Source organism: Delftia sp. Lp-1, from assembly GCF_020523835.1.
Classification (GTDB): Bacteria; Pseudomonadota; Gammaproteobacteria; order Burkholderiales; family Burkholderiaceae_C; genus Comamonas; species Comamonas acidovorans.
In genome coordinates this window covers 343,143-369,154 of record NZ_JAJALJ010000004.1, presented here as the reverse complement: position 1 = coordinate 369,154, position 26,012 = coordinate 343,143, and the positions used below count along the sequence as shown (strand labels likewise).

Annotated in this window: 28 protein-coding genes; 12 read left to right on the top strand and 16 right to left on the bottom strand. The window is 66.6% G+C overall.

Translation table 11 applies throughout. The features are described 5' to 3' along the window. Positions 1-46: 46 nt before the first annotated feature. From LGR64_RS26930 to LGR64_RS26885, 10 genes are all read right to left on the bottom strand, one after another. Positions 47-328: a hypothetical protein gene (locus LGR64_RS26930; RefSeq protein ID WP_133073283.1), complete on the bottom strand. Its 282-nt coding sequence runs from the start codon at positions 326-328 to the stop codon at positions 47-49. Between the two features lie 124 nt (positions 329-452). Further along, entirely contained in the window at positions 453-746 is a 294-nt protein-coding gene (locus LGR64_RS26925) for a hypothetical protein (protein WP_141832854.1), read from the bottom strand. Beyond that, the gene (locus LGR64_RS26920) at positions 743-1,516 is read right to left on the bottom strand and encodes a hypothetical protein (protein WP_141832852.1); all 774 of its coding nucleotides are present in this window, start codon (positions 1,514-1,516) and stop codon (positions 743-745) included. The genes LGR64_RS26925 and LGR64_RS26920 overlap by 4 nt, the downstream gene beginning before the upstream one ends. Before the next feature lie 226 nt (positions 1,517-1,742). After that, positions 1,743-3,191 (bottom strand): aldehyde dehydrogenase family protein, encoded by a 1,449-nt coding sequence (locus LGR64_RS26915; RefSeq protein WP_013800127.1) that lies wholly within the window; start codon positions 3,189-3,191, stop codon positions 1,743-1,745. A gap of 36 nt (positions 3,192-3,227) precedes the next feature. Further along, positions 3,228-4,565 (bottom strand): enolase C-terminal domain-like protein, encoded by a 1,338-nt coding sequence (locus LGR64_RS26910; protein ID WP_097204620.1) that lies wholly within the window; start codon positions 4,563-4,565, stop codon positions 3,228-3,230. A 44-nt stretch (positions 4,566-4,609) separates the two neighbouring features. Further along, a complete protein-coding gene (locus tag LGR64_RS26905; RefSeq protein WP_230357362.1) occupies positions 4,610-5,596 on the bottom strand; it encodes a 2-hydroxyacid dehydrogenase in 987 nt (328 codons plus the stop codon). Positions 5,597-5,701: 105 nt separating this feature from the next. Beyond that, positions 5,702-6,661, bottom strand: coding sequence for a Bug family tripartite tricarboxylate transporter substrate binding protein (locus tag LGR64_RS26900; protein WP_012202189.1), 960 nt, complete (start codon positions 6,659-6,661; stop codon positions 5,702-5,704). 58 nt (positions 6,662-6,719) lie between these two features. Next, on the bottom strand, positions 6,720-7,631 hold the full coding sequence (gene kdgD / locus LGR64_RS26895) for a 5-dehydro-4-deoxyglucarate dehydratase (RefSeq protein ID WP_012202190.1): 912 nt from the start codon (positions 7,629-7,631) through the stop codon (positions 6,720-6,722). Positions 7,632-7,676: 45 nt separating this feature from the next. Beyond that, on the bottom strand, positions 7,677-8,654 hold the full coding sequence (locus LGR64_RS26890) for a Bug family tripartite tricarboxylate transporter substrate binding protein (protein WP_013800130.1): 978 nt from the start codon (positions 8,652-8,654) through the stop codon (positions 7,677-7,679). Between the two features lie 148 nt (positions 8,655-8,802). Continuing rightward, entirely contained in the window at positions 8,803-9,591 is a 789-nt protein-coding gene (locus tag LGR64_RS26885) for a FadR/GntR family transcriptional regulator (protein WP_133073289.1), read from the bottom strand. 82 nt (positions 9,592-9,673) lie between these two features. Here LGR64_RS26885 and LGR64_RS26880 point away from each other — a divergent pair, with 82 nt between their 5' ends. From LGR64_RS26880 to LGR64_RS26825, 12 genes are all read left to right on the top strand, one after another. Beyond that, positions 9,674-10,990: a glucarate dehydratase family protein gene (locus LGR64_RS26880; protein WP_141832846.1), complete on the top strand. Its 1,317-nt coding sequence runs from the start codon at positions 9,674-9,676 to the stop codon at positions 10,988-10,990. A 50-nt stretch (positions 10,991-11,040) separates the two neighbouring features. Further along, complete coding sequence (locus tag LGR64_RS26875; protein WP_141832844.1) at positions 11,041-12,039, top strand: Bug family tripartite tricarboxylate transporter substrate binding protein; 999 nt, start codon at positions 11,041-11,043, stop codon at positions 12,037-12,039. A 174-nt stretch (positions 12,040-12,213) separates the two neighbouring features. After that, positions 12,214-13,779 (top strand): galactarate dehydratase, encoded by a 1,566-nt coding sequence (gene garD / locus LGR64_RS26870; RefSeq protein ID WP_141832842.1) that lies wholly within the window; start codon positions 12,214-12,216, stop codon positions 13,777-13,779. Positions 13,780-13,849: 70 nt separating this feature from the next. Further along, positions 13,850-14,836 carry a YihY/virulence factor BrkB family protein gene (locus tag LGR64_RS26865; protein WP_141832840.1) on the top strand — a complete coding sequence of 329 codons (987 nt, stop codon included), beginning with the start codon at positions 13,850-13,852 and terminating at the stop codon, positions 14,834-14,836. A 124-nt stretch (positions 14,837-14,960) separates the two neighbouring features. Then, positions 14,961-15,899, top strand: a complete 939-nt coding sequence (locus LGR64_RS26860; protein WP_043780296.1) for a LysR family transcriptional regulator — start codon at positions 14,961-14,963, stop codon at positions 15,897-15,899. Between the two features lie 236 nt (positions 15,900-16,135). Then, on the top strand, positions 16,136-16,999 hold the full coding sequence (locus LGR64_RS26855; protein WP_043823209.1) for a branched-chain amino acid ABC transporter permease: 864 nt from the start codon (positions 16,136-16,138) through the stop codon (positions 16,997-16,999). Continuing rightward, complete coding sequence (locus tag LGR64_RS26850) at positions 17,000-17,974, top strand: branched-chain amino acid ABC transporter permease (protein WP_012202200.1); 975 nt, start codon at positions 17,000-17,002, stop codon at positions 17,972-17,974. Beyond that, complete coding sequence (locus tag LGR64_RS26845) at positions 17,961-18,725, top strand: ABC transporter ATP-binding protein (protein WP_013800137.1); 765 nt, start codon at positions 17,961-17,963, stop codon at positions 18,723-18,725. Before LGR64_RS26850 ends, LGR64_RS26845 begins: the two co-directional genes overlap by 14 nt. Next, positions 18,712-19,419, top strand: a complete 708-nt coding sequence (locus LGR64_RS26840) for an ABC transporter ATP-binding protein (protein ID WP_043823207.1) — start codon at positions 18,712-18,714, stop codon at positions 19,417-19,419. Before LGR64_RS26845 ends, LGR64_RS26840 begins: the two co-directional genes overlap by 14 nt. A gap of 177 nt (positions 19,420-19,596) precedes the next feature. Further along, positions 19,597-20,772 (top strand): ABC transporter substrate-binding protein, encoded by a 1,176-nt coding sequence (locus tag LGR64_RS26835; RefSeq protein ID WP_013800139.1) that lies wholly within the window; start codon positions 19,597-19,599, stop codon positions 20,770-20,772. A gap of 129 nt (positions 20,773-20,901) precedes the next feature. Beyond that, positions 20,902-21,183 (top strand): type II toxin-antitoxin system RelE/ParE family toxin, encoded by a 282-nt coding sequence (locus LGR64_RS26830; RefSeq protein ID WP_141832834.1) that lies wholly within the window; start codon positions 20,902-20,904, stop codon positions 21,181-21,183. A 42-nt stretch (positions 21,184-21,225) separates the two neighbouring features. After that, positions 21,226-21,525 carry a HigA family addiction module antitoxin gene (locus LGR64_RS26825; protein ID WP_034399070.1) on the top strand — a complete coding sequence of 100 codons (300 nt, stop codon included), beginning with the start codon at positions 21,226-21,228 and terminating at the stop codon, positions 21,523-21,525. Between the two features lie 25 nt (positions 21,526-21,550). On the opposite strand, the gene LGR64_RS26820 is transcribed toward LGR64_RS26825, so the two are convergent. The 6 genes from LGR64_RS26820 to LGR64_RS26795 all read right to left on the bottom strand — a co-directional run bounded on the left by LGR64_RS26820 (position 21,551) and on the right by LGR64_RS26795 (position 26,008). Beyond that, positions 21,551-21,889 (bottom strand): BrnA antitoxin family protein, encoded by a 339-nt coding sequence (locus tag LGR64_RS26820; protein WP_141832832.1) that lies wholly within the window; start codon positions 21,887-21,889, stop codon positions 21,551-21,553. 2 nt (positions 21,890-21,891) lie between these two features. Further along, a complete protein-coding gene (locus tag LGR64_RS26815) occupies positions 21,892-22,185 on the bottom strand; it encodes a DNA-binding protein (RefSeq protein ID WP_141832831.1) in 294 nt (97 codons plus the stop codon). A gap of 95 nt (positions 22,186-22,280) precedes the next feature. Then, positions 22,281-23,054, bottom strand: a complete 774-nt coding sequence (locus tag LGR64_RS26810) for an SDR family oxidoreductase (RefSeq protein WP_012202205.1) — start codon at positions 23,052-23,054, stop codon at positions 22,281-22,283. A 133-nt stretch (positions 23,055-23,187) separates the two neighbouring features. Beyond that, positions 23,188-23,994 carry an IclR family transcriptional regulator gene (locus LGR64_RS26805; RefSeq protein WP_141832829.1) on the bottom strand — a complete coding sequence of 269 codons (807 nt, stop codon included), beginning with the start codon at positions 23,992-23,994 and terminating at the stop codon, positions 23,188-23,190. 44 nt (positions 23,995-24,038) lie between these two features. After that, positions 24,039-24,812, bottom strand: coding sequence for a ferredoxin--NADP reductase (locus LGR64_RS26800; RefSeq protein WP_012202207.1), 774 nt, complete (start codon positions 24,810-24,812; stop codon positions 24,039-24,041). 260 nt (positions 24,813-25,072) lie between these two features. Then, a complete protein-coding gene (locus LGR64_RS26795; RefSeq protein ID WP_141832827.1) occupies positions 25,073-26,008 on the bottom strand; it encodes a LysR family transcriptional regulator in 936 nt (311 codons plus the stop codon). Between the last annotated feature and the right edge of the window lie 4 nt (positions 26,009-26,012).

Below are 26,012 nucleotides of genomic sequence, written 5' to 3'. Positions count from 1 at the left end.
TCTTGTGACAGGCCTGCCGTGGCATTGCGCCCCGGGTTTCTGCAAATCAATCCAGGTCAGTTAGTTTCTTGAACCTTCCTGATTTATCCCATCCCCGGCCCTTCTCGCAGGAGACCTGTGCATATCCAAGATCCTTTCTTAGGATGATGTCTTCGCTGATGGCACATATTTCTCCTTTTTCCAACACGAAGGCGACAATCAATGGATGATTGTTGTTTTTATAAATATCCACGGTATCCATTGCCTCCCATTGGCCCGTTGGCTCATAACTGCAGGCGGTCAATGCTATTGCGGAGATGATTCTGGTAGTGTTGGTGATTATTCTCATTAAATAGTCTCCCTAAGGTTGGTTCTATTGTTTTGACTATTCAATTTCGAACTGACTTCATGCACTTTTGTCTGATTTTTGAGTGACCGCTATATTTTTTTGATGGCTGCCCAGGTATAGCATCCTATTCACTCAATTTCTTGAATTTTCCTGTTATCTCCCATCCACTCCCCTTTGCGCATGAGACCTGTAAATAGCCCAAGTCTTTTCTGATAACGGGTTTTTTGCTTACAGCGCAAATCTCACCTTTTTCTATAACGAATGCAATTTTCAACGGATGGTCATTTGTAGTGTAGACATACAAATCTTCTGTTGCTTCCCATTGCCCTGCCGGCATGTATTCGTCGGGGTTGCTGCATGCGCTCAGTATGGTGGCAATGCAGGCTGTTGCATATGCTGCGAAAGCTCTTGATTTCATGGATTCTTCTGGTAATTTATTCTTCTCAAAATTCTATTGGATCTTGAGATTATGATCAATAACTCCTTTGGTGAAACCAGGCGGGAAGTAGATGGCGACATTTGAAACCGCGGGTCGTGTGCCAGAATCCCAACTGACTCCAATACCTCTGCAACATTGGTTGAGCAACTATTTTCGGTAAGGCTGTACGGTTTTTGAGCAGCAACCCGCTTTTCAAGTTCTGCTTTGATTTTCGTCTTTTCCTCGCTAGACACTCTCAGCACCAAGCCAGTGACATCTCTTTTGACGGTTGCCAAATTCGATGAAAGATATTGCTCGCGCTCCAGTACAGCATATCTTGTTGGAGCCTGACTGTAGGTCTTTCCATCAATATCGATTGCAGCATGTCCCCACTGTGATCCCGGCCTGGTGAGAAGTGCGTCGTAAATGAACACCTCGATCGTAGGCTCCTCGCTCATCGGCTCCGGCCCCATGAATTGCGCCATGCGCCGTTCGTAGCCAAAGATTGCCGGAGGCTGGGCCAGCAGTTCGAACATGCGGGTCGCTGGTGCAATCCGGCCCTGGGTCATGACGGGCGAGCCGGACAGTTGCTGAAAGGTGGCGATTGAGCGCTCCAGCGCCCTGGACCATCTGCCGTCCTCACGCAGCAGTTTGCGGCAGGGATCGCGCTGCATATGTCCGTTGAGCAATTGCTGGACAGTGAACACGTCTTTGGGATGATTCATTGCCGCCCGCCCCACGGGGCCGGAAATTCTTGCAGTTGTTGCCATGGTCTCCCTCCGGTATGGACGCCGGCCGGCTGAAGCCGGCTCTCACGTTGAGGAAGATGCTATGCAAGGCCCTGGTGCAATGGACGGGGCGGTCTGCACTTTCGCGCACGAGAATTGACTGTGGGCGCAACGACGAATGAAAAAACGCCATCCGCATCGTCTTGTTGCGGATGGCGTCAGTGATGAAAGCAGTCGCCAGCACCTGGCGGCTGCTTTGGGTCCAGCCTCAGGCCAGCGTATACGCCGTCTTCACCGTCGTATAGAACTCCTGCGCATAGCGGCCCTGTTCGCGCGGGCCGTAGCTGCTGCCCTTGCGGCCGCCGAAGGGCACGTGGTAGTCCACACCGGCCGTGGGCAGGTTGACCATGACCATGCCGGCCTGGCTGTGGCGCTTGAAGTGGGTGGCGTGCTTGAGGCTGGTGGTGGCAATGCCTGCGGCCAGGCCGAAGGGGGTGTCGTTGGCCACGGCCAGGGCTTCTTCGTAGTCCTTCACGCGGATGACGCTGGCCACGGGGCCGAAGACTTCCTCGCGGTTGATGCGCATGGCGGCCTGGGTGTCCACGAACAGGGTGGGCGCCATGTAGTAGCCCTTGTTGCCGCTGCCGGTGTGGCAGGCGGCGGCTGCGCCGCCCGCAGCCAGCACGGCGCCTTCGGCCTTGGCGATTTCCACGTAGCTCAGGTCCTGCTCCAGCTGGGCCTGGCTGACCACGGGGCCCATGTCGGTGCCTGCGGCGCGGGCGTCGCCCACCTTGATCCTGGCCATGCGGGCCTGCAGGGCCTCGATGAAGGCGGGGTAGATCCTGTCGGTGACGATGAGGCGGCTCGATGCCGTGCAGCGCTGGCCCGTGGAGTAGAAACCGCTTTGCGCGGACAGCTCCACGGCCTGGGTGAGGTCGGCGTCGTCCAGCACGATCTGCGGGTTCTTGCCGCCCATCTCCAGCTGTACCTTCTTGCCGCTTTCCACGCAGGCGCGGGCAATGCCGCGGCCCACGCCCACGGAGCCGGTGAAGCTGATGGCGGCCACGTCGCTGTGGCGCACCAGGGCATCACCGATGACACGGCCCGGGCCCATGACGAGGTTGAACACGCCGGCCGGAATGCCCGAGCGGTGAATGATGTCGGCCAGCGCCCAGGCGCTGCCGGGCACGAGGTCGGCAGGCTTCAGGACCACGCAGTTGCCGAAGGCCAGGGCCGGGGCGATCTTCCAGGCGGGAATGGCGATGGGGAAGTTCCACGGCGTGATCAGGCCCACCACGCCGACGGGCTCGCGCGTGATTTCCACGCCGATGCCGGGGCGCACGGAGGGCAGGGTTTCGCCGGCCAGGCGCAGGCATTCACCCGCGAAGAACTTGAAGATCTGGCCTGCGCGGCCGACTTCGCCAATGGCTTCGGGGCGGGTCTTGCCTTCCTCGCGCGCCAGCAGGTCGCCCAGCTCTTCCTTGCGGGCCAGGATTTCGTTGCCGATCTTGTCCAGGGCGTCGTGGCGGGCCTGGATGCCCGAGGTGCTCCAGGCGGGAAAGGCCGCGGCTGCCGCGGCGATGGCGGCTTCCACATCGGCGGCATTGCCCTGGGCGTACTCGCCGATCACATCGGACAGGTCGCTGGGGTTGGTGTTGGCGCTGTAGCCGTCGGCGGCCTTCCATTGGCCGTTGATGAGGTTGTCGTAGCGGGACATGAGGTGCTCCGGGAAAGGGGTAACGGAAGGAAGGGGTCAGCGGACCATGCAGGGGCGCTTGTTGTCGAAGGTCCAGCCGGGAATCAGGTACTGCATGGCCATGGCGTCATTGCGCGCTCCCAGGCCGTGCTCCAGGTACAGGGCGTTGGCGCGCTGCAGCGCGGCGCGGTCCACGGTGACGCCCAGGCCCGGGGTCTTGGGCACTTCGACGAAGCCGCCCTTGATCTGCAGCGGGTTCTGGGTGAGGTACTGGCCGTCCTGCCAGATCCAGTGCGTGTCGATGGCCGTGACCTTGCCGGGCACGGCGGCGGCCACGTGGGTGAACATGGCCAGCGAGATGTCGAAGTGGTTGTTGGAGTGCGAGCCCCAGGTCAGGCCCCAGTCGCGGCAGGTCTGGCCCACGCGCACGGAGCCGGCCATGGTCCAGAAATGCGGGTCGGCCAGGGGGATGTCCACGGACTGCAGCGACAGCGCGTGCACCATCTGGCGCCAGTCGGTGGCGATCATGTTGGTGGCCGTGGGCAGGCCGGTGGCGCGGCGGAATTCGGCCATGACTTCGCGGCCCGAGAAGCCGTTCTCGGCGCCGCAGGGGTCTTCGGCATAGGCGAGCACGCCGTGCATGTCGCGCATGAGGCGGATGGCGTCCTTGAGCAGCCAGCCGCCGTTGGGGTCCAGCGTGACGCGCGCCTGCGGAAAGCGCCTGGCCAGCGCGGTGACGGCCTCCACCTCCTGCTCGCCGGCCAGCACGCCGCCCTTGAGCTTGAAGTCGTTGAAGCCGTAGCGCGCGTGCGCCGCCTCGGCCTGGCGCACGATGGCGGCCGGGTCCATGGCGGTCATGTGGCGCACCTGCGTCCAGTCGTCGCTGCCGCTTTGGTCTTCGCCGGGCTGGACGTAGGGCAGGTCGGTCTTGTCGGTGGGGCCGGTGAAGAACAGGTAGCCCAGCATCTCCACGCGGTCGCGCTGCTGGCCTTCGCCCAGCAGGGCTGCCACGGGCACGCCCAGGTGCTGGCCCAGCAGGTCCAGCAGGGCCGATTCCACGGCGGTGACGGCATGCACGGCAATGCGCAGATCGAAGGTCTGCAGGCCGCGCCCGCCCGTGTCGCGGCCGGCCAGGGCCTGCTGCAGGTTCTGCAGCAGCTTGAGGTGGTTGCCCACGGACTGGCCGATGAGCAGCGCCTTGCTGTCCTCCAGCGCCTGGCGTATGCCTTCGCCGCCAGGCACCTCGCCCACACCGGTGTGGCCCGCGCTGTCGTGCACGAGCACGATGTTGCGCGTGAAGTAGGGCGCATGCGCGCCGCTGAGGTTCATGAGCATGCCGTCGCGGCCGGCGACGGGAATGACTTCGATCTCGGTGATGGTCGGGGTGGAGGACATGGCGTGCTCTTGGATCGTTTGGATCGGTCTCTGGGAAAAAACGGCTATGCGGCGGCGGTGGCCGCCTGCTGCGCGGCGGACCACGGCACCTCGGCCTCGGGCCGGCCCGTGGCGATGAACTGCGCCAGGTTGTGCAGCACGAGGTCGGCCATGGCGCGGCGGGTTTCATGCGTGCCGCTGGCGATGTGGGGCGCAAGCACCACGTTGTCCTGCGACAGCAGCTCGGCACGGGGGCGTGGCTCGTCCTCGAACACATCCAGGCCCGCGCCTGCGATGCGGCCCTGCTGCAGGGCCTGGACCAGTGCGGCCTCGTCGACCACGCTGCCGCGCGCCACGTTGATCAGAAAGCCCTGCGGCCCCAGCGCGTCCAGCACCTCGGCGTTGACCAGGTGCTGCGTGCCGTCGCCGCCTGCGGCCGTGATGACGAGGAAGTCGGCCCAGCGCGCCAGCTCCAGCAGCGAGGGCTGGTAGAGGTGGGTCGATCCCTCGACCGGGCGGCGGTTGTGATAGGCCACCTCCATGTCGAAGCCGGCCGCGCGGCGCGCCACGGTGGAGCCGATGCGGCCCATGCCGAAGATGCCCAGGCGCTTGCCGCTGGCGCGCGTGCGGATGCCGAAGCGGCCTCGGCTCCAGTCGCCCCGGCGCACGAAGCGGTCGGACTCGCTCAGGCCACGCGCGGCGTCCAGCAGCAGGGCAAAGGCCATGTCGGCCACGCAGTCGTCCAGCACGCCGGGCGTGTAGCCCACGCGGGCGCCCTGGCGCAGCAGGGACTCGCGGTCCAGCGCGTCAAAGCCCACGCCGAAGCTGCTCACGAAGCGCAGCCTGGGCAGGGCCTGCACCACGCTCGCGGGCACGCCCATGGCGGCCGAGGTGACCAGGTATTCGAACTGCGCGCCGTGCTTGGCGAGAAAGCGCTCGCGGTCGGGCTGCTCGGACAGCAGCGTCACCTCATAGGCCTGGGCCAGTTCGGCATCGAGCTGGGGCAGCGGCATCTTGCCGAACTGGAGAACGCGTGGACGGGAGGTCGCCATGCCTTGGAATCCTTGGAACTTGCAGGGGCTGGAAGCCCCGGTGAAAAGGGCCTGCGGTGCGCAGGCCAGCGGGAACGGCCCTGGGGCCGGCCCGTTGTTTCTAGCTCAATCAGCAGTGATTTTTCGGGTCTGGATCAGCTGCTTCCAGCGCTCCGACTCCTGGGCTTGGTAGCGCGTGAATTCCTCGGGCGTGTTGCCCACGATCTCCAGGCCCTGCTCCACGAAGCGCTTGCGGATGTCGGGCTGCTGCACGGAGGCGATGGCGGCCTTGGCCAGCTTGGCCTTCACATCGGCGGGCAGGCCCTTGGGCGCGGCCAGGCCTTGCCAGGAGTAGACCTCGGCGCCCTTGACGCCGGCCTCGGCCAGGGTGGGCACATCGGGCAGCACGGGCGAGCGCTGGCTGCCGGTCACGGCGATCGCATGCAGCTTGCCGCTGCGCAGATGGGGCAGCACGGCGTTGACGTTCTGGAACGAGAAGTCCACCTGGCCGCCGATCAGGTCGGTGATGGCCGGGGCGCCGCCCTTGTAGGGCACGTGCATGCCTTCGGTGCCGCTTTGCTGCCAGAACAGCTCGGCCGACAGATGGTCCGAGGAGCCGTTGCCCGAACTCGCGAAACTGATCTTGCCGGGGTTGGCCTTGAGCGCGGCGATGACCTCGGCTACGGTGCGGGCCTTCTGCGCGGGGCTGGCCACGAGCACGTTGGGTGCCTGAACGGGGATGGTGATGTAGTCGAAGTCCTTGCCTGCGTCATAGGGCACGTTCTTCACCAGGTGCGGCGTGACCACGAAAGGGCCCAGCGAGGCCACCAGCAGCGTGTAGCCATCGGCCGGGGCGCGCTTGACGGCGCCTGCGCCGATGGTGCCGGTGGCGCCCGGGCGGTTTTCCACCACGAAGGGCTTGCCCAGCTGCTCGCCCATGCTCAGGGCCATGGCGCGCGCCACGGTGTCGGTGGAGCCGCCGGCCGGGAAGGGCACGATGATGTTGACGGCCTTGTCCGGAAAGCTGCCGGCCGCCTGCGCCGTGAGGGCCAGTGCGGCACCCAGCGTGATCAGAATCTTCTTCATGTTCTTGTCTCCTGGGGGGCGCAAGGGCCGGACTGGCCCCTGCGTCCGGTCTTGTGGCTTATTGCGGGCCGAGCTTGTCGATCAGGGCCTTGAGCTCTTCCAGCTCGGAGGGCTTGAGGTCCGTCAGCGGGGCGCGCACGGGGCCTGCGTCGTGGCCGACCAGCTTGGCGCCGGCCTTGATGATGCTCACGCCGTAGCCTTCGACGCGGTTGCGGATCTTCAGGTAGGGCATGAAGAATTCCTTGAGCAGCTTGTGCTGCGTGGCCATGTCGTCGGTGCGCACGGCTTCGTAGAACGCCATCGCCGTCTTGGGGATGAAGTTGAAGACGGCCGAGGAGTACACCGGCGTGCCCAGGGCCTTGTAGGCGGCCGCATAGACCTCGGCCGTGGGCAGGCCGCCCAGGTAGGCGAAGCGGTCGCCCATCTTCATGAAGATGGCGGACATGGTCTCGATGTTGCCCATGCCGTCCTTGAAGCCCACCAGGTTGGGGCAGCGCTCGGCCAGGATGGCCAGCGATTCGGGCGTGAAGCGGGTGCGGTCGCGGTTGTAGACGATGACGCCGAACTTCACGCTCTTGCAGACCTGCTCCACATGGGCGATCAGGCCTTCCTGGCCGGCTTCGGTCAGGTAGTGGGGCAGCAGCAGGACGCCGTGGGCACCCAGGCGCTCCGCCTCCTGGGCATGGGCAATGGCCGTGCGCGTGGGACCACCGGCGCCCGCGATGATGGGCACCTTGCCGCGGCAGGTGTCCACGGCGGTCTTGATGATCTGGCCGTATTCCTCGCCGTACAGCGAGAAGTACTCGCCTGTGCCGCCTGCCGCGAACAGTGCGCTGGCGCCGTAGGGGGCCAACCATTCGAGGCGGGCCGCATAGCCCTTGGCATTGAAGTTGCCGTTGCTGTCGAAGTCCGTCACGGGGAAGGACAGCAGGCCGGAACTCATCACGTCTTTGAGGTCTTGGGGGGTCATGGTGCTCTCGGGAATAAGGTGGGGAAGAAAGAAAAAAGGGTGGAATCAGTCGAGCTTCAAACCGGCTGTTTGAACCACTTTTTGCCAGCGCTGGCGTTCGGTGGTCAGGAAGCGCGCGGTCTCGGCGGGGTTCATGGTCACGACCTCGGCGCCCTGGCCCGTGAGGCGGGCGCGCACCTCGGGCGAGCGGATGGCGGTGATCAGGGCCTCATGCAGGCGCTGGACCACGGCCTCGGGCGTCTTGGCCGGAACGACCACGCCTTGCCAGGTGCCGGTCTCGAAGCCGGGCACGCCCTGCTCGGCGATGGTGGGCACGTTGGCGGCCAGCGGCATGCGCGTGCCCTTGGACAGGCCCAGCAGCTTGAGCTTGCCGCTTTGCACATGGGGGTAGGTGGCCAGCATGCCGTTCATCAGCACCTGGGTCTGGCCTGCCACCGTGTCCTGGATGGACTGCACGCCGCCCTTGTAGGGCACGTATTCCCAGCGGGCGCCCGTGGCGCGCGCCAGTTCCACGCCGGCCAGGTGCGGGGCGCTGCCCGTGGCGGTGACGGCGAAGCTCAGGTCTTCCTTCTTGGACAGGGCCACCAGCTCCTGCAGGTTGTTGGCCGGCACCGAGGGGTGGACCACCAGCAGGTGGGGCGAGTAGGCCAGCATGGCCGTGCCGCGCAGGTCCCGGGACAGGTCGAAGGACAGCTTGGTGTAGAGCGAGGGCGAGATGGCCAGCGCACCCAGGTCGCACAGCATCAGCGTGTGGCCGTCGGGCTGGGCCTTGGCCACCATGTCGGCGCCCAGGTTGCCGTTGGCGCCGGGCTTGTTCTCGATGACCACGGGCTGCTTGAGTTCTGCCGACAGCAGCGGGCCGATGGCGCGCGCAATGATGTCCGAGCTGCCGCCCGGCGGGTAGGGCACCACCAGACGCAGCGGCCGCGTGGGCCAGTTGCTCTGGGCCAGCGCACCGGCGCCGGTGGCTACGAGGGCGGTGGCGCCAGCGGCGCGCAGGAACTGCTTTCGGCTCAGGGTCATGCTCTTGTCTCCGGGTTTTATGTTGTCAGTTGTCGTACAACTGAAGCCGATTTTTAACCGAGATCTGCAAGCAGTGATAAAGGGTTTTCCCTTGGTTGTCTGAATTCCCGTGACAAAGCCATTGGCCCCGAAAGGCCCATGGGAGTACTCAGGAGGCGCTGGTCTTTTGCGCCAGGCGCAGGCGCTCGCGGCTGTTGGTCAGGTGGATGCGCATGGCCGCGCGGGCCGAGTCGGCATCCTGGCGCTCGATGGCGGCGAGGATTTCCTCATGCTCGCGGTTGACGCGGCGCAGGTAGTCGGGGTCGCGCTGGGGCTGGTGGATGGAGGCGATGCGCGTGCGCGGAATCAGCTGGGCGCCGAAGTGCCGCAGGATGTCGCCGAAGTAGCGGTTGCCCGTGGCCTCGGCGATCTGGGTGTGGAAGGCCAGGTCATGGGCCACCGTGTCCTCGCCGCGCGCAAAGGCGATCTCGAAGGCCTGCAGCGCCATGCGTATGCCCTGCAGCTGCTCGGGGCTGCGGCGCAGCGCGGCCAGGCCGGCGCTTTCGGTCTCCAGGCTGATGCGCAGCTCCAGCACGGCCATCACGTCCACGGCGGCCGTCAGCTCGTCGGCATTGAGCATCAGCGTGGATGCGGGCTGGGCGGCGCGCACGAAGGTGCCTATGCCGTGGCGCGTCTCCACCAGGCCCGAGGCCTGCAGGCGCGACAGCGCCTCGCGCACCACGGTGCGGCTGACTTCGTAGGTCTGCACCAGCGACGACTCCGTGGGCAGCTTCTCGCCTTCGGCCAGCAGGCCGTTGCGGATCTTGCTCGCGAACTCGTCGAACAGCAGGGCGGCCAGATTGCGGCCGCTGCGACCGGACTTTCCTCGCAGGGGAAGCTCGATCGTTGGGGGTGATGCGGGAAATCCCTTTGCCGAACTTTCCATGGTGCTGATCATAATCGCTCCAAGTTGTACGACAACGTATCACAAGACGTCCGCGCCATCGAGTTTTTCTGATCCTCCTGAACCCGCATTCCAGATGAGCACCACCCACGCGACCCACGCGATCCGCCACATACGCATCACGCCCATTGCCTTCCGCGATCCGCCGCTGCTCAATGCGGCCGGCATCCACGAACCCTGGGCGCTGCGTTCCATCATCGAGATCGAGACGGCCTCGGGCCTGGTCGGCATCAACGAAAGCTATGGCGACCAGCCCATGCTCGATGCGCTGGCCAAGGCCGCGCCCGCTCTGGTGGGGCTGTCGCCCTGGGCGCTCAACGAGATGGAGGTCCGCGTCGCGGCCCTGGTGGCGCCGCCTGCGCTGACGGCGTCGGAGTTCCTGGGCCAGCAGGTGTCGCTGGCGCCGGGCACGCATGTGTCCAAGACGGTGGCCAAGGTGGTCAGCGCCTTCGAGGTCGCCATGCTGGACCTGCAGGGCCAGATGGCGGGCGCCCCCATCGTGGACCTGCTGGGCGGCGCCGCGCGCGACAGCGTGCCGTTCTCGGCCTACCTGTTCTACAAGTACGCCGAGCACATCGACAGGCCCTATGGGCCAGATTCTTCGCCCGACGCCTGGGGCGAGGCCCTGGCGCCGCAGCAGCTGGTGGAGCAGGCGCGGCGCATGATTGCGCAGTACGGCTTCCAGAGCATCAAGCTCAAGGCCGGCGCGCTGCCGCCCGCGCAGGAGGCGGCCGGCATCCTGGCGCTGGCCGAGGCCTTTCCAGGCACGCCGCTGCGCATCGATCCCAATGGCAACTGGACGGTGGAGACCAGCCTGAAGATCGTTCAGCAGCTGCAGGGCGTGCTCGAGTACTACGAGGACCCGGCGCCCGGCCTGGACGGCATGGCCGCCGTGGCACGCGAGTGCGATGTGCCGCTGGCCACCAACATGGTGGTGACGGACTTTGCCGAGTTCCGCCGCAACGCCGACATGGGCTGCCCCGTGAAGATCGTGCTCAGCGACCACCACTACTGGGGCGGGCTGCGCGCCACGCAGCGCCTGTCCACGCTGTGCCGCACCTTCGACCTGGGCCTGTCCATGCACAGCAATTCCCACCTGGGCGTGAGCCTGGTGGCCATGACGCACCTGTGCGCCAGCGTGCCCCTGCTGACCTATGCCTGCGACACGCACTACCCCTGGCAGGACGAGGAAGTCGTCGAGGGCGGCCGGCTGCAGTTCGAGCAGGGCAGCCTGCGCGTGCCCACGGCGCCCGGCCTGGGTGTGCGGCTGGACCGCGAGGCCCTGGCCCGCCTGCACGACAACTACCTGCACTGCGGCATCCGCAACCGCGACGACCTGGGGCAGATGCGCAAGTACGACCCCGCGTTCACCGGCCACCAGCCGCGCTTCTGAACCCGCTTTCACACCATTCCAACGACAAGCCCTTCCCGGAGACAAGCACCATGCAACGCCGCACACTCATCCAACATTCCCTCGCCAGCGCCCTGCTGCTGGGCACGGCCCTGGCCGCCATGCCCGCCGCCGCGCAGGGCAACTGGCCCACGGGCAAGCCCATCACCTACCTGGTGCCGTTCCCGCCTGGCGGCAATACCGATACGCTGGCGCGCGTGATCGCCCAGCCGCTGAGCAAGGCCCTGGGCACGCCCGTGGTGATCGAGAACAAGGGCGGCGCGGGCGGCAGCGTGGGCTCGGCCATTGCGGCGCGCGCACCGGCCGATGGCTACACCATCCTGGGCGGCACCATCAGCTCGCACGCCATCAATGTGAGCCTGTACGCCAAGCTGGACTACGACCCGGTCAAGTCCTTCACGCCGGTGGCCATGCTGGGCTCGGGCCCGCTCGTGCTGGTGGTGCCGGCCTCCAGCCCCTACAAGACGCTGGCCGACGTGCTGGCCGCCAGCAAGGCCAAGGCGGCGGCGGGCGGACTGACCTCGGCCTCGCCGGGCAGCGGCACCTCCAACCACATGGCGCTGGAGCTGCTGGGCTACCAGACGGGCGTGAAGTTCACCCACGTGCCCTACAAGGGCAGCGGCCCGGCCGTGCAGGACGTGATCGGCGGCCAGGTGGACATGATGTTCGACACCGCCCTGGTCGTCGGCCCCCACGTGCAGGCCGGCAAGCTGCGCCCCATTGCCGTGACCAGCTCGCGGCGCCTGGAGTCCCTGCCCGATGTGCCCACCATCGCCGAGGCGGGCGAGAAAGGCTTCGACATGGGATCGTGGCAGGCCGTGTTCGCGCCCGCAGGCACGCCGGGGCCCATCGTGGACCGGCTGCATGCGGAGATCATGAAGATCGTCGCCACGCCCGAGGTGCAGGCGCGCCTGAAGAACTTCGGCATGCTGCCCTCGCAGATGACGCCGGCCGAGCTGGGCGAGTACCAGAAGGCCGAGGTGGTCAAGTGGGGGAAGGTGATCAAGGCTGCTGGAATAAAAGCAGAGTGACCCCCTGAGGCGCTTCGCGCCTTCCCCCTTCTCGCTTCGCGGAGGGGGACAACGCCTTCGGCTGGGCGCCCCCGCCGCGAGGCGGCTCTTGCTCGGCGTTCCTGAGTTGGGACGTGACGGTTGCGAGGGCTGCACTCCGATTGCGACAGGCCCCTAGAAAATTGAGACATTGCCATGAGTACCCCACTTCCTCTTTCCATCCGCATGCATCCGGCCGACAACGTGGCCATCGTGGCCAATGACGGGGGGTTGCCTGCGGGCACGGTGATGCCCGGGGGGCTGGTGCTGGTCGACAAGGTGCCGCAGGCGCACAAGGTGGCGCTGGTGGATATTGCCGAGGGCGGCGAGGTGCGCCGCTACAACGTGGTGATCGGCTATGCGCTGCAGGCCATTGCCGCGGGCAGCTGGGTGCATGAGCGGCTGCTGCGCATGCCGGGGGCGCTGTCTCTTGAGGGGTTGCCGATCGCCACGGTGCAGCCGCCCGAGCTGCCGCCGCTGACGGGCTACACCTTCGAGGGCTACCGCAATGCCGATGGCACGGTGGGCACGCGCAATATCCTGGCCATCACCACGACGGTGCAGTGCGTGGCCGGGGTGCTGGATTTCGCGGTGGGCCGCATCAAGGCCGAGCTGCTGCCGCGCTATCCGAATGTGGACGATGTGGTGGGCCTGGAGCACAGCTATGGCTGCGGCGTGGCCATCGATGCCGTGGGCGCCGAGATTCCGCAGCGCACGCTGCGCAACATCAGCCACAACCCGAATTTTGGCGGCGAGGTGATGGTGGTGAGCCTGGGCTGCGAGAAGCTGCAGCCCGAACGGCTGCTGCCGCCGGGCTCGTTTCCCATCGTCGATGAGCGCGAGCCCGCGCTGGACGTGGTCTGCCTGCAGGACGAGGCGCATGTGGGCTTCATGTCCATGGTGGACTCCATCATGGGCCGCGCCAGGGTGCATCTGGAGCGGCTGAACGCGCGCCGGCGCGAGACCGTGCCGGCCAGCGCCCTGGTGGTGGGCGTGCAGTGCGGCGGCAGCGATGCGTTCAGCGGCGTCACGGCCAATCCGGCCGTGGGCTTTTGCACCGATTTGCTGGTGCGTGCAGGCGCCACCGTGATGTTCAGCGAGGTGACCGAGGTGCGCGACGGCATCGACCAGCTCACCTCGCGCGCCTCCAGCCCCGAGGTGGCCCAGGCCATGATCGAGGAGATGGCCTGGTACGACGCCTACCTGGACAAGGGCCGCGTGGACCGCAGCGCCAACACCACGCCGGGCAACAAGAAGGGCGGCCTGTCCAACATCGTCGAGAAGGCCATGGGCTCCATCATCAAGAGCGGCACGGCGCCCATCACCGGCGTGCTGTCGCCGGGCCAGCGGCTGGCCGACCGGGGCATCCAAAGCGGCCTGGTCTATGCAGCCACGCCGGCCAGCGACTTCATCTGCGGCACGCTGCAGCTGGCTGCCGGCATGAACCTGCATGTGTTCACCACGGGCCGGGGCACGCCCTACGGCCTGGCCCAGGTGCCCGTGATCAAGGTGGCCACGCGCAGCGACCTGGCGCGGCGCTGGCATGACCTGATGGACGTGAACGCGGGCCGCATCGCCGAAGGCCAGGCCAGCATCGAGGACGTGGGCTGGGAGATGTTCCGCCTGATGCTGGACGTGGCCAGCGGCCGCAAGAAGACCTGGGCCGAGCAGTGGAAGCTGCACAACGCCCTGGTGCTGTTCAATCCAGCGCCCGTGACCTGAGCCATGCCCACAGGCCCCTGTCGGCACAGGCTGACAGGGCGCTGGTGCGCCGCTGAGCACAATGGGGGCCATGCCCTCAGATACCCCGGAAACTCCCCCCGCCTCGTCCTGGTCCGCACGCCTGCAGCGCCTGATGGAACTGAACCCGCTGCGCGCCATGTGGAATGCCGTGCAGCTGTGGCTGGACGCCGATGGCCTGCGCATGAGCGCGGCCATGTCCTTCTACGGCATCCTGAGCCTGGCGCCGCTGCTGCTGCTGCTGGTCGGCCTGCTGGGCTGGTGGGTGGACCGCAGCTATGTGGAACACCAGCTGATCGACCAGGTGCAGGACGTGATCGGCGAGCGCGGTGCCCAGGTGGTGCGCGGCGCGCTGGAAAGCGCCCAGCGGCCCGACGAGGGGCGGCTGGCCTCGCTGTTCGGCTTCATCCTGCTGATGTCGGGCGCCACGGGTGTCTTCGTGGAGCTGCAGTCCGCGCTGGAAAAGCTCTGGACCTCGAACGGCGAGCCACCGCCGCCCAAGGCCGTGTGGTGGCGCATGGCCGCGCTGCGGCTGCGCGGCCTGACCTATGTGCTGGCGCTGGGCTTCTTGCTGCTGGTGTCCATGGCCCTGTCCACGGCCATCCAGCTGATCACCAACTGGGCCGGCACCAAGCTGCAGATGCAGCCGCTGGGGCCGCTGATCAGCCTGATCAACGAATGCGTGTCCTTCGGCATTGCCGTGCTGCTCTTCGTGGGGCTGATGCGCATCGGCAGCGGCCCCAAGCCCCGGCTGCGCTATCTCATCTTCGGCGCCATCGTCGGCGCCCTGCTGTTCACGCTGGGCAAGCAGGCCCTGGCCTGGTATCTGTCCACGGCGGCCGTGGTCTCGGCCTATGGCGCGGCGGGTTCGCTGGTGGTGCTGTTGATGTGGATCTATTTCTCGTCGGCCATCCTGCTGCTGTCGGCCGCCACGGCCAAGGCCTTCAGCGACGCCGAGGTGCGCTTCACCCACCCCATCCGCTGGGCGCCGCCCGCCGGTCCATCGCAGGCCAGGGACACTTCGGACGACAAGGGCTGAGTGGCTGCATTTCGACGAAGATGAACGCCTGCGCCGCGGCCCGCAAAGCCGCGGCGCAGGGCGTTTGGGAGTGGAACAATGCAGCGAAAGTCCCCGGGCACCGAGGCCCGGGGCCAAGGACAACATGGACCGATTGCAGACCATGCGGGTGTTTCAGACCGTGGCCGACGAGGCCGGGTTTTCGGCGGCGGCGCGTCGCCTGGACATGTCCGTGCCCACGGTCACGCGCCTGGTGGCCGACCTGGAGCAGCACCTGGGCACGCGGCTGCTGCAGCGCACCACGCGCAGCGTGTCGCTGACCGAGGCCGGCGAGGCCTATCTGGAGCGCGTGCGCGGCATCCTGGCCGATGTGGAGGATGCCTTCAGCCTGGCGCAGGCGCACACGCTGGAGCTGTCGGGCGCCGTGCGCGTGCTCACGCCGCCCGTGTTTGCCGAGCATGTGCTGGCGCCGCTGGTGGCGGATTTCCACCGCCTGCACCCGCGCATCTGCATCGAGGTCTTCGTGGAGTCGGCCAGCGAGGCCGCCGTGGGCGAGTACGACATCACCTTCCTCAACGCCGAGGAGGGCTATGACGGCAACGTGGTGGCGCGGCCCATCGTCACCACCTGCGGCCTGGCATGCGCCTCGCCCGAGTACCTGGACGCCCATGGCGTGCCCGCCGTGCCCGAGGATCTGGCGGGCCACCAGTGCCTGCTGCGCCGCCGCGCCCAGGGCCGCTCCGACGTGCTGCGCCTGCGCCGGCTGGACGGCAATGCGGGCGAGGCCGAGGTGGCCGTGCAGCCCGTGCTGGTGGCCAACCACACCGGCACGCTGCTGCGTGCCACGCTGGACGGCGCGGGCATCAGCACCCAGCCGCTGGACCTGATTGCGCGCCACCTGCGTTCGGGCCGCCTGCGCCATGTGCTGCCCGAATGGACCACGGGCCATTTCACGCTCTACGCCACCTTGCCCACGCGCAAGTTCATGCCGGCACGCGTGCGCAGCTTCCTGGACTTCGTGGCCGAGCACACGCAGCGCTCCATGCAGGGCCTGCCCGCCAACTTGCCGGCCCTGTCCATCTGAGCGCGGCTGTCATCTAGGTTACTGGCGGGGCCCTGAGGGTCTCGGGGTTTCCCAGGTGAATTCCGCTGTGCGGAATCTTCGGGTTGATCGTGGCGCCACCCCCCTCCTAAGCTGGCCTTGCCTGTCTGCCGCATGCGTTGTCGCGCCGCGCCGGCCGGCCATGCAAAGGAGACAAGACAATGCAAGCACAGACCCTGGCCGGGCGCCGAGCCGCGCCTTTCCGCAGGAGGCGTTGAATGGACGTTTTTCTGCAGCAAGTGCTCAACGGCCTGACCCTGGGCGGCATCTACGGCCTGGTGGCCCTGGGCCTGACCCTGGTCTACGGCATCCTGCACGTGCCCAATTTCGCGCACGGCGGCTTCTACATGATCGGCGCCTTCGTGGCCTTCCAGGCCATGGTGGCCTGGAGCTGGGGCTACTGGGCGGCCATGCTGACCGCAGCCATCGCGGTGGCGGTGCTGGGCATCGTCAGCGAGCGGCTGATCTTCCATCCGCTGCGCAAGGCCTCGCCCCTGCATCCCAAGATCGCCTCCATCGGGCTGCTGCTGTTCCTGGAGGCGGGTGCCCAGGCGCTGTGGGGCGCGGACTTCCAGCGCATGCCCACGCCCTACACCTCCATCGTGGAGATGGGCGGCATCACGGCGCCCGCGCAGCGCCTGCTGATCATCGGCGCGGCCTTTGCGCTGATGGTGGCCCTGCACCTGTTCCTGACGCGCACCATCACGGGCGCGACCATCATCGCCATGGCGCAGAACCGCGAAGGCGCATCCATGGTGGGCATCGACGCCAACCGCGTGTCCATGCTGACCTTTGCCATCTCGGGCGTGCTCGCGGCCGTGGCGGCCACGCTGTATGCGCCCATCAACCTGGTCTATCCGGCCATGGGCCACCTGGTCATCACCAAGGCCTTCGTGATCATCATCCTGGGCGGTATGGGCAGCATCCCGGGCGCCGTGCTGGGCGGGCTGATCATCGGCTTTGCCGAGAGCTTCGGCGCCTACTACATCTCCACCGACTACAAGGACATCATCGCCTTCGTGCTGCTGGTGGTGATCCTGTCGCTGCGCCCGCAGGGCCTGTTCGCCAAGAGGAGTCATTGAATGAACGGATTCATCGACTCCCGCGTTGCCTGGGGCCTGCTGCTGGCCGCCGGCATCGCCTTCCCCTGGCTGGCGGGCAATGACTACCACCTCACGGTGATGAGCACGGCCTATATCTTCGCCATTGCCACGCTGGGCCTGAACCTGATCACGGGCTACACGGGCCAGCTCAACCTCGCGCATGCGGGCTTCATGGCCGCGGGCGCCTATACCGTGGGCATCCTCACGGTGGACCATGGCTGGCCGTTCTGGGGCGGGCTGGTGATGTCGGGCGTGGTGTGCGCGGTGCTGGGCTACCTGATCGGCATCGTCTCGCTGCGCCTGAAGGGGCATTACTTCTCGATCTTCACGCTGTGCGTGGGCTACATCATGTTCCTCGTGATCGAGAAGTGGGAGGGCCTGACCCACGGCACGGTGGGCATCATGGGCATCCCCGCGCCCGAGGCCCTGGGCGCGCTGAGCTTCGAGTCGCCGCTGGCGCTGTACTACCTGGTGCTGGCCTTCCTCGTGGCCTCGGTCTGGGTGATGCGGCGCATCGTCCGGTCGCTGCTGGGCCGCACCTTCATGGCCATCCGCAACAGCGACGAGCTGGCCGAGGCGCTGGGCATCAACCTCATGCGCAACAAGGTGCTGGCCTTCATGCTGAGCGTGGTCTACGCGGGCGTGGCGGGCGGCCTGTATGCGGGCTTCGTGCGCTTCATCGGTCCCGACATGGCCGGCGTGCACCACACCTTCGACATGATGATCTTCGCCATGGTCGGCGGCATGGGCACGGTGCTGGGGCCGCTGCTGGGCGCCATCGGCATGCCCTGGATCACGCAGTACCTGCAGTTCCTGCAGGAGTACCGCTTCATCGTCTTCGGCCCGATTCTCGTGATGCTGGTGATCTTCATGCCCTACGGCGTGGTGGGCAGCTTCACCGCATGGCGCGCGCGCCGCAATGCCAAGGAGGGCAAGCCGCATGCTCAAGATTGACCACCTGACCAAGACCTTCGGCGGGCTGGCCGCCGTCAACGATGTCAGCACCGTGATCGAGGAAGGCCGCATCAACGCCATCATCGGCCCCAACGGCGCGGGCAAGACCACGTTCTTCAACCTGATCAGCTGCGTGCACAAGCCCACCTCGGGCACCATCACCTTCAACGGCCAGGACGTGACCTCTCTGCGCACCGACCAGGTGGCGAAACTGGGCGTGGCGCGCACCTTCCAGACCACAGCGCTGTTCGACCGCGCCACGGTGCTGGACAACCTCATCGTGGGCCACCGGCTGCGCACGCGCTCAGGCCTGTGGGACGTGCTGCGCGGCTCCAGCCGCCTGCGCGAGGAAGAGCGCGTGTGCCGCGAGAAGGCGCGCGACGCGCTGGACTTCGTGGGCCTGTCGCATGTGGCCGGCCGCATCGCGGGCGACATCACGCAGGAGGAGCGCAAGCGCGTGGCCTTCGCGCTGGCCCTGGCCACCGACCCCAAGCTGATGCTGCTCGACGAGCCCGCCGGCGGCGTCAACCCCGAGGAGACCGAGGGCCTGGCCGAGCTGATCCGCAAGCTGGTGCGCCACGGCATCACGGTGGCGCTGATCGAGCACAAGATGGGCATGATCATGAGCCTGGCCGACAAGATCCTGGTGCTCAGCTACGGCGAGAAGATCGCCGAGGGCACGCCCGAGGAAATACGCCGCAACCCCGCCGTCATCGATGCCTACCTGGGGAGCGAGCATGCTGAAGTTTGAGAACGTGTCGCTGCGCTACGGCAGCTTCCTGGCGCTGGACGGGGTCAGCCTGCATGCCGACCGCGGCGAGCTGGTGGTGCTGCTGGGCGCCAACGGCGCGGGCAAGAGTTCGCTGTTCCTCACGGCCAGCGGCATCCACAAGGCCGCAGGCGGCTCCATCGTCTGGAATGGCAAGGAGCTGGCTGGCAGCAAGCCATCGGCCATCGTGCAGTCCGGCGTGGTGCAGTGCCCCGAGGGACGCAAGCTGTTCCCCCAGATGTCGGTGCTGCGCAACCTGCAGCTGGGCGCCTACGTGCACCGCCGCGACCCCGGCCCCAGCCAGAAGACGCTGCAGGAGGTGATGGAGCTGTTTCCCATCCTGCGCGAGAAGCAGCACGACCCGGCCGGCTCGCTGTCGGGCGGCCAGCAGCAGATGGTGGCCATCGGCCGCGCCATGATGGGCCGGCCCCAGGCCCTGCTGCTGGACGAGCCCTCGCTGGGCCTGGCGCCCCTGGTCATCAAGCAGATGTTCGAGGCCATACAGCGCATCAACGCGGCCGGCACCACCGTGCTGCTGGCCGAGCAGAACGCCTATGCGGCGCTGAAGATCGCGCACCGCGCCTATGTGATGGAAAGCGGTCGCATCGTGCGCGAGGGCAAGCCCGCCGAATTGCTGGCCGACGACTCCATCCGCAAGGCGTACATCGGCGCATGACATGACACTGCACCCCCTGAGCCGCTGCGCGGCTTCCCCCTCTCTCTCGCTTCGCGAGGGAGGGGGACGACGCCCTCGCTGCGGGGCGGCCCTTGCTCGGCGTCCCTGGTCTGGGCTGCGCCGGATTTATGCGTTGCGTCAGCAGCGATTCGTTCTTCACTATCCAAGGAGACAGACATGACAGCATTCGCACCATTGACCCGCCGCAGGGTGGGCACGCTGGCCCTGGCCTGCGCCGCCGTGGCCGCCGCCGGCCCTGCATTGGCGCAGGAGGTGGTCAAGATCGGCTACTCCGGCCCGCTGTCGGGCGGCGCTGCCCAGTACGGCAAGAACGTGCTCGACGGCATGCAGATGGCCGTCTCCGAGATCAATGCCGCAGCGCCCGAGATCGGTGGCAAGAAAGTCAAGATCGAGATCGTGCCGCTGGACGACAAGTACAACCCGTCCGAGACCGCGATCAACGCCCAGCGCCTGGTGCAGCAGCACAAGACGGCGGCCATCCTGGTGCCGCATTCGGGCGGCATCTTCGCGCTGCAGACCACCAACGAGCGCAGCAACTTCATCGTGCTGGCCTACAGCTCGGTGCCGCAGATCACCAACCGGGGCAACAAGCTGACCCTGCGCATCCCGCCCGAGTTCACCTCGTACATCGACCCGTTCTCCAAGTACGTGATGGGCCGCTTCGGCAAGAAGGTGGCCCTGGTGGGCGCCGACCACGACTACGCCAAGGCCTGGGTCGCCGCCTTCAAGCCCGGCTGGGAAAAGCTGGGCGGCACCGTGGTGGCCGAGAACGCCATGAGCTACAACCGCGCCACCGATTTCTACAGCGGCGTGAGCAAGGCCCTGGCCGAGAAGCCCGACGTGCTCTTCGTGGGCGGTGCCTCCGAGCCCACGGCCCTGGTCGTCAAGCAGGCGCGCGAGCTGGGCTTCAAGGGCGGCTTCGTGGTCATGGACCAGGCCAAGCTCGACGAAATGGCCCGCGTGGTCGGCGGCTATGCGCCGCTGGAAGGCGCCATCGGCGTCATGCCCGTCTCCGAGGACACCAAGCCCGAGAACAAGGCCTTCGTCGAACGCTTCGGCAAGGTCTACCCGGGCCGCATCCCCGGCTCGGAGGCGCAGTGGAACTACACGGCCGTGCACGCCACCGTCAAGGCCATGCAGCTGGCCGGCTCGGCCTCGGACACCAAGGCCATCCACGCCAAGCTGGACGAAGCCTACAAATCCCTGCGCCCCGACGTGAACCCCGGCGGCGTCAAGGGCGTGGATGAGCGCGGCGGCACCCTGACCACCGAGCGTGGCGCAGCCGTGCGCGACGGCAAGATCGAGGCGGTGATGACGGTGGCGAACAAGTAGAGCGCCGCTCAGTTTTTCGACCGAAAGCGCCTGGTGCCAGCTTGATCTGGCCCAGGCGCTTTCTTGTGGACTCAGCTGCCTGGTACTTGCGTTTGACGTTACTGACGCGGCACGTTATTATTTGCTTCCATGACGATCCAGTCATTCAAGTGCCCCGACACCGAGCAACTGTTCCAGCAGAGGCGGGTGCGTCGGTGGAGCAGCATTGAAGTGGTTGCGCTGCGCAAGCTTCGGATGCTGCATGCCGCTCATGTGCTTCAGGACTTGAGGGTCCCGTCCGGAAACCGGCTGGAGGCGCTACAGGGGGATCGCAAGGGGCAGCACAGCATCCGCATCAATGATCAGTGGCGCGTGTGCTTTGTGTGGACCCATGAAGGCCCGAGTGAGCTGGAGATCGTCGATTACCACTGAAGCGAAAGCGTTGATCCTGGATCTGGCGCAGGAGTGCTGACCATGAACAAACCTTTGAACCTCCCCACGCCAGGCGAAATCCTGGCCACTGAATTCCTGGAGCCCATGGGCCTGACGCAATACCGCCTGGCCCAGGCCATCCATGTCCCGCAGACACGCATCGCGGCCATCGTCAAGAACGGCCGCTCCATCACCGCGGATACGGCGCTGCGCCTTGCGCGCTTCTTTGGCACGTCCGTGGAGTTCTGGATGAATCTGCAAAGCCAGTACGACGCCGACATGGCACGCAAGTCCATCGGCGACGATCTGGAGTCCATCGAACCGTTTGCCCTGCAGGCTTGAAATTACGCCGTACGGCCTCTTGGCCTCAGAGGCTGCGCTTGAGGCGCCCGGATTCGATATCCGCGCGCAGCAATTCGTTGACGCGTGTTTGCCAGCCCTGGCCGGTGGCCTTGAGCGCTTGCAGTACGTCGGGGTCGAAGCGGATGTTGGTGGCGATCTTGGCATCTGCCTTGACCGAGCCTTGCGGGCGGCCCCGTTTGCGCGAGGCAATCTGCTCGGGCGTGTGCACGGCGGCAAACTGGCCTGTCTTGGCCTCTTGCAGCGCCTGACGCAGGCCGGGAACCGCCTCGCCCGCGTTGGCCTCGATGGCCTGGGCCAGCTTTTCCGTGTCCATGGCCTGCAGGGCCTTCAGGGACTTCACCATGGTCAACTCCTTCGGATGTCCTTGGGTAGGATGTTTGTTTGCTCGGCCTTGGCATACATGGCTGCCAACAGCACGATTTCTTCGGCGCTGAAGTTGAAATAAATCACTCTGACGCCTGCTCGTTTGCCCCGGCCTTTCACTGTCCAGCGGATCTTGCGGGCGCCGTCTGTGCCGGGTATCACGTCACCTGAGCCAGGGTTGGCAGAGATCCAGGAAATGAAGTCCAGGCGCTCTGTCTCCGTCCACAGGCTGGCGGCCTGCTTCTGGAATGTCGGGGTTTCGATGACGGTGAACATGAATTTATCGTATCCACAGAAAATCATCCGACAAGGGCTTTTATTGAAACAAAAAGGAGCGCCGCGGCGCTCCTCTGTGATTAGTGCGATGCGCCTTACAACAAGCTCGCTCCACCATCCAGCACCAACGCCTGCCCCGTCATGTGCCGCGAGGCATCGGACGCCAGGTAGACCACGGCGCCCTTGAGGTCCTCCTCGCCGCCGATGCGGCGCAGCGGGGCGCGGGCGATGAGCTGGTCGCCGAGCTTGTCGATGAGGCCGTTGGCCAGCTTGCTGGGGAAGAAGCCCGGGCAGATGGAGTTGACGCGGATGCCGTAGTGGCCCCATTCCGAGGCCAGCGTGCGCGCCAGGTGCACGGCGGCCGCCTTGGAGGTGTTGTAGGCCACGGTGTTCATGCCGGGCGGCGTGCCCTTGAAGGCCGCGACCGAGGCCGTGATGATCACGTTGCCCTGGCCCTTGGGGATCATCACGCGCCTGGCCACTTCGCGGGTGAGGAAGAAGGGCGCGGAGACGTTGAGGTTCATGACCTTGTTCCAGGCCTCGTCCGGGTATTCCTCGGCCTTGGCGCCCCAGGTGGCGCCGGCGTTGTTGACGAGGATGTCGATGTCGCCGCAGCGCGTCAGCACGTCATCGACCAGGGCGGGGATGGTGTCGAACTTCTGCAGGTCGTTGGTGAAGGTCTCGACCTGGTAGCCCAGGCCCTGCAGGTGGGCCTTGGCCTCGGCCAGTTCATCGGACTTGCGCGCCGTGATGGCGAGGCGGGCGCCCATCTCGCCCAGCGCCTCGGCCATCTGCAGGCCCAGGCCGCGCGAGCCTCCGGTGATGAGGGCGGTCTTGCCGGTGAGGTTGAACAGTGCTTTCACGCTCATGCTGGGTGTCTCCTGCCTTGGTTTCCTGATGGTTGAGCAACGCCCTCCATGCTAGGGCGGCAGTGCGGCGCGCGCTGTCGTCTTGGCTACTGTGCGGGCGCCTGCGGGACAGCCGGCCAGGCCCGGTCTGCGGTCAGGCGCGGTCTATGTCCTGCTGCAGCCGCCGCACCATGCGCTGCAGCGCAGGCACGCCGTCCTGGCGCAGCGCATCGGCCGTGACAAAGCGCGAGGGCCCGCCCAGGCTGACGGCCATCAGCGGCAGGCCACGCCCCGGCGAGAAGGCCAGGGCGATGGCGTTGACCTCGGGCTGCCAGTCGCCGAACGAGCACGACAGCCAGGGTTGCGGATGGGTGCTGGCGCCGGGCCACAGCGGCAGCTGGGCCTGGGCGGCGGCCCATTGCTCGGGTGCGTGTGATTGCAGGTAGTCCAGCGCGCGCTGGCGCTCGGATGCGGGGCTGGCGGCCAGCCAGGCGCGGCCCACGGCCGTGGTGGCCAGGGGGATGCGCGAGCCCATGTCCAGGTCGCGGTGCGTGAAGCGCGCGCTGGGGCAGTGCTCGATGTAGACCATGTTGTGCCGGTCGCGTGCGGCCAGGGCCACCTCGGCATCGGTGGTGGCGGCCAGCTTTTGCATCAGCGGGCGCGCGATCTGGCGCACGTCCAGGCGCGAGAGCATGGCGCTGCCCAGGGCCAGCGTGGCTGTGCCCAGGCGGTATTTGCCCTCTTCGGGCACGTGGATGAGGTAGCCCAGCGTGGTCAGCGTGTGCGTGAGGCGCGAAACCGTGGACCTGGGCAGTCCGCAGCGCCTGGCGATGTCCTGGTTGCCCAGCAGCTTTTCGCCGGAGCGAAAGCAGGACAGGACATCAAGGCCGCGCGCCAGGGCGACGATGAAGTTGCGGTCATCGTCGCTGGGCTGGGGCGGCGGGGTGCGGGAGGGCGGCATGCGCCGATTATCGGCAGCCGCCCCGCCGCGGGGTGTCGTGGGCTTTACTTCTCGACGAAGGCGCGCTCGACCACGAAGTCGCCGGGCGTGGTGGTGTTGCCTTCCTTGAAGCCGCGGTGCTCCAGCAGCTCCTTGAGTTCGTTCAGCATGGCGGGGCTGCCGCACAGCATGACGCGGTCGGTCTCGGGGTTGAGCTCGGGCAGGCCGATGTTCTGCGGGAAGGTGCCGGCCGTGATCTGGTTGGAGATGCGGCCCTGGTTGCGGAAGGGCTCGCGCGTCACCGTGGGGTAGTAGACCAGCTTGTCCTTGACGATTTCGCCGAGGAATTCATGCTCGGGCAGTTCCTTCTCGAACAGCTCCTGGTAGGCCAGCTCGCTGGCGTGGCGCACGCCGTGCACGACGACGACCTTCTCGTAGCGCTCGTAGGTCTCGGGGTCGCGGGCCACGGCCAGCCACGGGGCCAGGCCCGTGCCGGTGCCGATCAGGTACAGGTTCTTGCCGGGCAGCAGGTAGTCGATCAGCAGCGTGCCCGTGGGCTTCTTGCCGACGAGGATGGTGTCGCCGACCTGGATGTTCTGCAGGCGCGAGGTCAGCGGACCGTCGGGCACCTTGATCGACAGGAACTCGAGGTGCTCCTCGTAGTTGGGGCTGGCGATGGAGTAGGCACGCAGCAGGTTCTTGCCGTCGACCTTCAGCCCGATCATCGTGAAATGGCCGTTGGAAAAGCGCAGCGCGGTGTCACGGGTGGTGGTGAAGGAGAAAAGGCGGTCGGTCCAGTGGTGGACGGACAGCACGCGTTCTTCAAGAAAAGCACTCATGTTGGCAATACGGTGAATTCGGGGCAGGCAGTGCCCGCCGGGACGTTGCAATGAGAGGTCAGTGCCATTCAGGCACGCGGTGGCGGGAAGCACAGGGGGCAGGCGCGGTGTGCGCGTTGCCGCTGCTTCGTGGCGGCCGGTGACCGGGGCAAGGTCGCTATTGTCCGGTAAATGGCGTCAAAAGGGGCAGGCGCGAACCTTTGTCTTGATACGGATTAGTGATAAGCAAAATGACGCTGGCTGAATCCCTGCAGCGCTCGCTAGGGCTTTGCGGCCGGGCCAGCGCCAAGCGTCCAGGGCAGGACCGCTTCGGCCAGCCAATCCATGAGCACGCGCACGCGGCGCGGCAATTGGCGGCGCTGCGCGTAGATCAGGTGCAGCGGCATGGGCGGCGGCGGGTGGCGGGGCAGCACCTCGACCAGTTCCCCTGCGTCCAGCAGCGGCTGCACGGCCAGGCGCGGAACCTGGATCAGCCCCAGGCCGGCCTGGCAGGCCGCGAGATACGCCTCGGCGTTGTTCACGGTGAGCGCGCCCGTCATCGGCAGGTACCGTGGCTGGCCATCCTCCTCGTACTCGAAGCCCAGCGGCCGCGCGCCCAGCGTGCGCTGGTAGTGCACCAGCCGGTGACCGCCCAGATCCTGCAGCGTGGCGGGCAGCCCGTGGGCCTGGACATAGCCGGGGCTGGCGCAGGTGGCCAGCGCCAACAGGCCCAGCGGGCGTGCCACCAGGCCGGGCTCGTCCACGGGGCCCAGGCGCAGCACGCAATCAAAGCCTTCGCGCACCAGGTCCACGCGGCGCTCGGTGCAGCTCAGTTCCAGCTCCAGCGCCGGATGGATTTGCAGCAGTTGCGGCAGCAAGGGCATGACGACGTGGCGCGCCAGGCCCGTGGTCATGTCCAGCCGGACCTTGCCCTGCAGCGGCGCGTCGCCGGCCTGTTGGAACTGGCCCTGGAACTCGTCCACGTCGGCCAGCAGGTCCTGGCAGCGTTCGTAGCAGGCCTGGCCGTCTTGGGTGAGCTGCACGCGCCGCGTGGTCCGGTGCAGCAGCCGCGTGCCCAGCCGCGCCTCCAGTTGCTGCACGGCCTGGGAGACGCTGGCCTTGGGCAAACCCATGCTGTCGGCCGCACGCGTGAAGCTGGCCATCTCGGCCACGCGGCTGAAGATCTGCATCTGCTCCAGAAGCTTGATTGTTTGCATGGGG

Excerpts from the sequence above, each read along its gene's own strand:
- LGR64_RS26930 (WP_133073283.1), bottom strand. The coding sequence starts at position 328 with ATGAGAATAATCACCAACACTACCAGAATCATCTCCGCAATAGCATTG.
- LGR64_RS26925 (WP_141832854.1), bottom strand. The coding sequence starts at position 746 with ATGAAATCAAGAGCTTTCGCAGCATATGCAACAGCCTGCATTGCCACC.
- LGR64_RS26920 (WP_141832852.1), bottom strand. The coding sequence starts at position 1,516 with ATGGCAACAACTGCAAGAATTTCCGGCCCCGTGGGGCGGGCGGCAATG.
- LGR64_RS26915 (WP_013800127.1), bottom strand. The coding sequence starts at position 3,191 with ATGTCCCGCTACGACAACCTCATCAACGGCCAATGGAAGGCCGCCGAC.
- LGR64_RS26910 (WP_097204620.1), bottom strand. The coding sequence starts at position 4,565 with ATGTCCTCCACCCCGACCATCACCGAGATCGAAGTCATTCCCGTCGCC.
- LGR64_RS26905 (WP_230357362.1), bottom strand. The coding sequence starts at position 5,596 with ATGGCGACCTCCCGTCCACGCGTTCTCCAGTTCGGCAAGATGCCGCTG.
- LGR64_RS26900 (WP_012202189.1), bottom strand. The coding sequence starts at position 6,661 with ATGAAGAAGATTCTGATCACGCTGGGTGCCGCACTGGCCCTCACGGCG.
- kdgD (WP_012202190.1), bottom strand. The coding sequence starts at position 7,631 with ATGACCCCCCAAGACCTCAAAGACGTGATGAGTTCCGGCCTGCTGTCC.
- LGR64_RS26890 (WP_013800130.1), bottom strand. The coding sequence starts at position 8,654 with ATGACCCTGAGCCGAAAGCAGTTCCTGCGCGCCGCTGGCGCCACCGCC.
- LGR64_RS26885 (WP_133073289.1), bottom strand. The coding sequence starts at position 9,591 with ATGATCAGCACCATGGAAAGTTCGGCAAAGGGATTTCCCGCATCACCC.
- LGR64_RS26880 (WP_141832846.1), top strand. The coding sequence starts at position 9,674 with ATGAGCACCACCCACGCGACCCACGCGATCCGCCACATACGCATCACG.
- LGR64_RS26875 (WP_141832844.1), top strand. The coding sequence starts at position 11,041 with ATGCAACGCCGCACACTCATCCAACATTCCCTCGCCAGCGCCCTGCTG.
- garD (WP_141832842.1), top strand. The coding sequence starts at position 12,214 with ATGAGTACCCCACTTCCTCTTTCCATCCGCATGCATCCGGCCGACAAC.
- LGR64_RS26865 (WP_141832840.1), top strand. The coding sequence starts at position 13,850 with ATGCCCTCAGATACCCCGGAAACTCCCCCCGCCTCGTCCTGGTCCGCA.
- LGR64_RS26860 (WP_043780296.1), top strand. The coding sequence starts at position 14,961 with ATGGACCGATTGCAGACCATGCGGGTGTTTCAGACCGTGGCCGACGAG.
- LGR64_RS26855 (WP_043823209.1), top strand. The coding sequence starts at position 16,136 with ATGGACGTTTTTCTGCAGCAAGTGCTCAACGGCCTGACCCTGGGCGGC.
- LGR64_RS26850 (WP_012202200.1), top strand. The coding sequence starts at position 17,000 with ATGAACGGATTCATCGACTCCCGCGTTGCCTGGGGCCTGCTGCTGGCC.
- LGR64_RS26845 (WP_013800137.1), top strand. The coding sequence starts at position 17,961 with ATGCTCAAGATTGACCACCTGACCAAGACCTTCGGCGGGCTGGCCGCC.
- LGR64_RS26840 (WP_043823207.1), top strand. The coding sequence starts at position 18,712 with ATGCTGAAGTTTGAGAACGTGTCGCTGCGCTACGGCAGCTTCCTGGCG.
- LGR64_RS26835 (WP_013800139.1), top strand. The coding sequence starts at position 19,597 with ATGACAGCATTCGCACCATTGACCCGCCGCAGGGTGGGCACGCTGGCC.
- LGR64_RS26830 (WP_141832834.1), top strand. The coding sequence starts at position 20,902 with ATGACGATCCAGTCATTCAAGTGCCCCGACACCGAGCAACTGTTCCAG.
- LGR64_RS26825 (WP_034399070.1), top strand. The coding sequence starts at position 21,226 with ATGAACAAACCTTTGAACCTCCCCACGCCAGGCGAAATCCTGGCCACT.
- LGR64_RS26820 (WP_141832832.1), bottom strand. The coding sequence starts at position 21,889 with ATGGTGAAGTCCCTGAAGGCCCTGCAGGCCATGGACACGGAAAAGCTG.
- LGR64_RS26815 (WP_141832831.1), bottom strand. The coding sequence starts at position 22,185 with ATGTTCACCGTCATCGAAACCCCGACATTCCAGAAGCAGGCCGCCAGC.
- LGR64_RS26810 (WP_012202205.1), bottom strand. The coding sequence starts at position 23,054 with ATGAGCGTGAAAGCACTGTTCAACCTCACCGGCAAGACCGCCCTCATC.
- LGR64_RS26805 (WP_141832829.1), bottom strand. The coding sequence starts at position 23,994 with ATGCCGCCCTCCCGCACCCCGCCGCCCCAGCCCAGCGACGATGACCGC.
- LGR64_RS26800 (WP_012202207.1), bottom strand. The coding sequence starts at position 24,812 with ATGAGTGCTTTTCTTGAAGAACGCGTGCTGTCCGTCCACCACTGGACC.
- LGR64_RS26795 (WP_141832827.1), bottom strand. The coding sequence starts at position 26,008 with ATGCAAACAATCAAGCTTCTGGAGCAGATGCAGATCTTCAGCCGCGTG.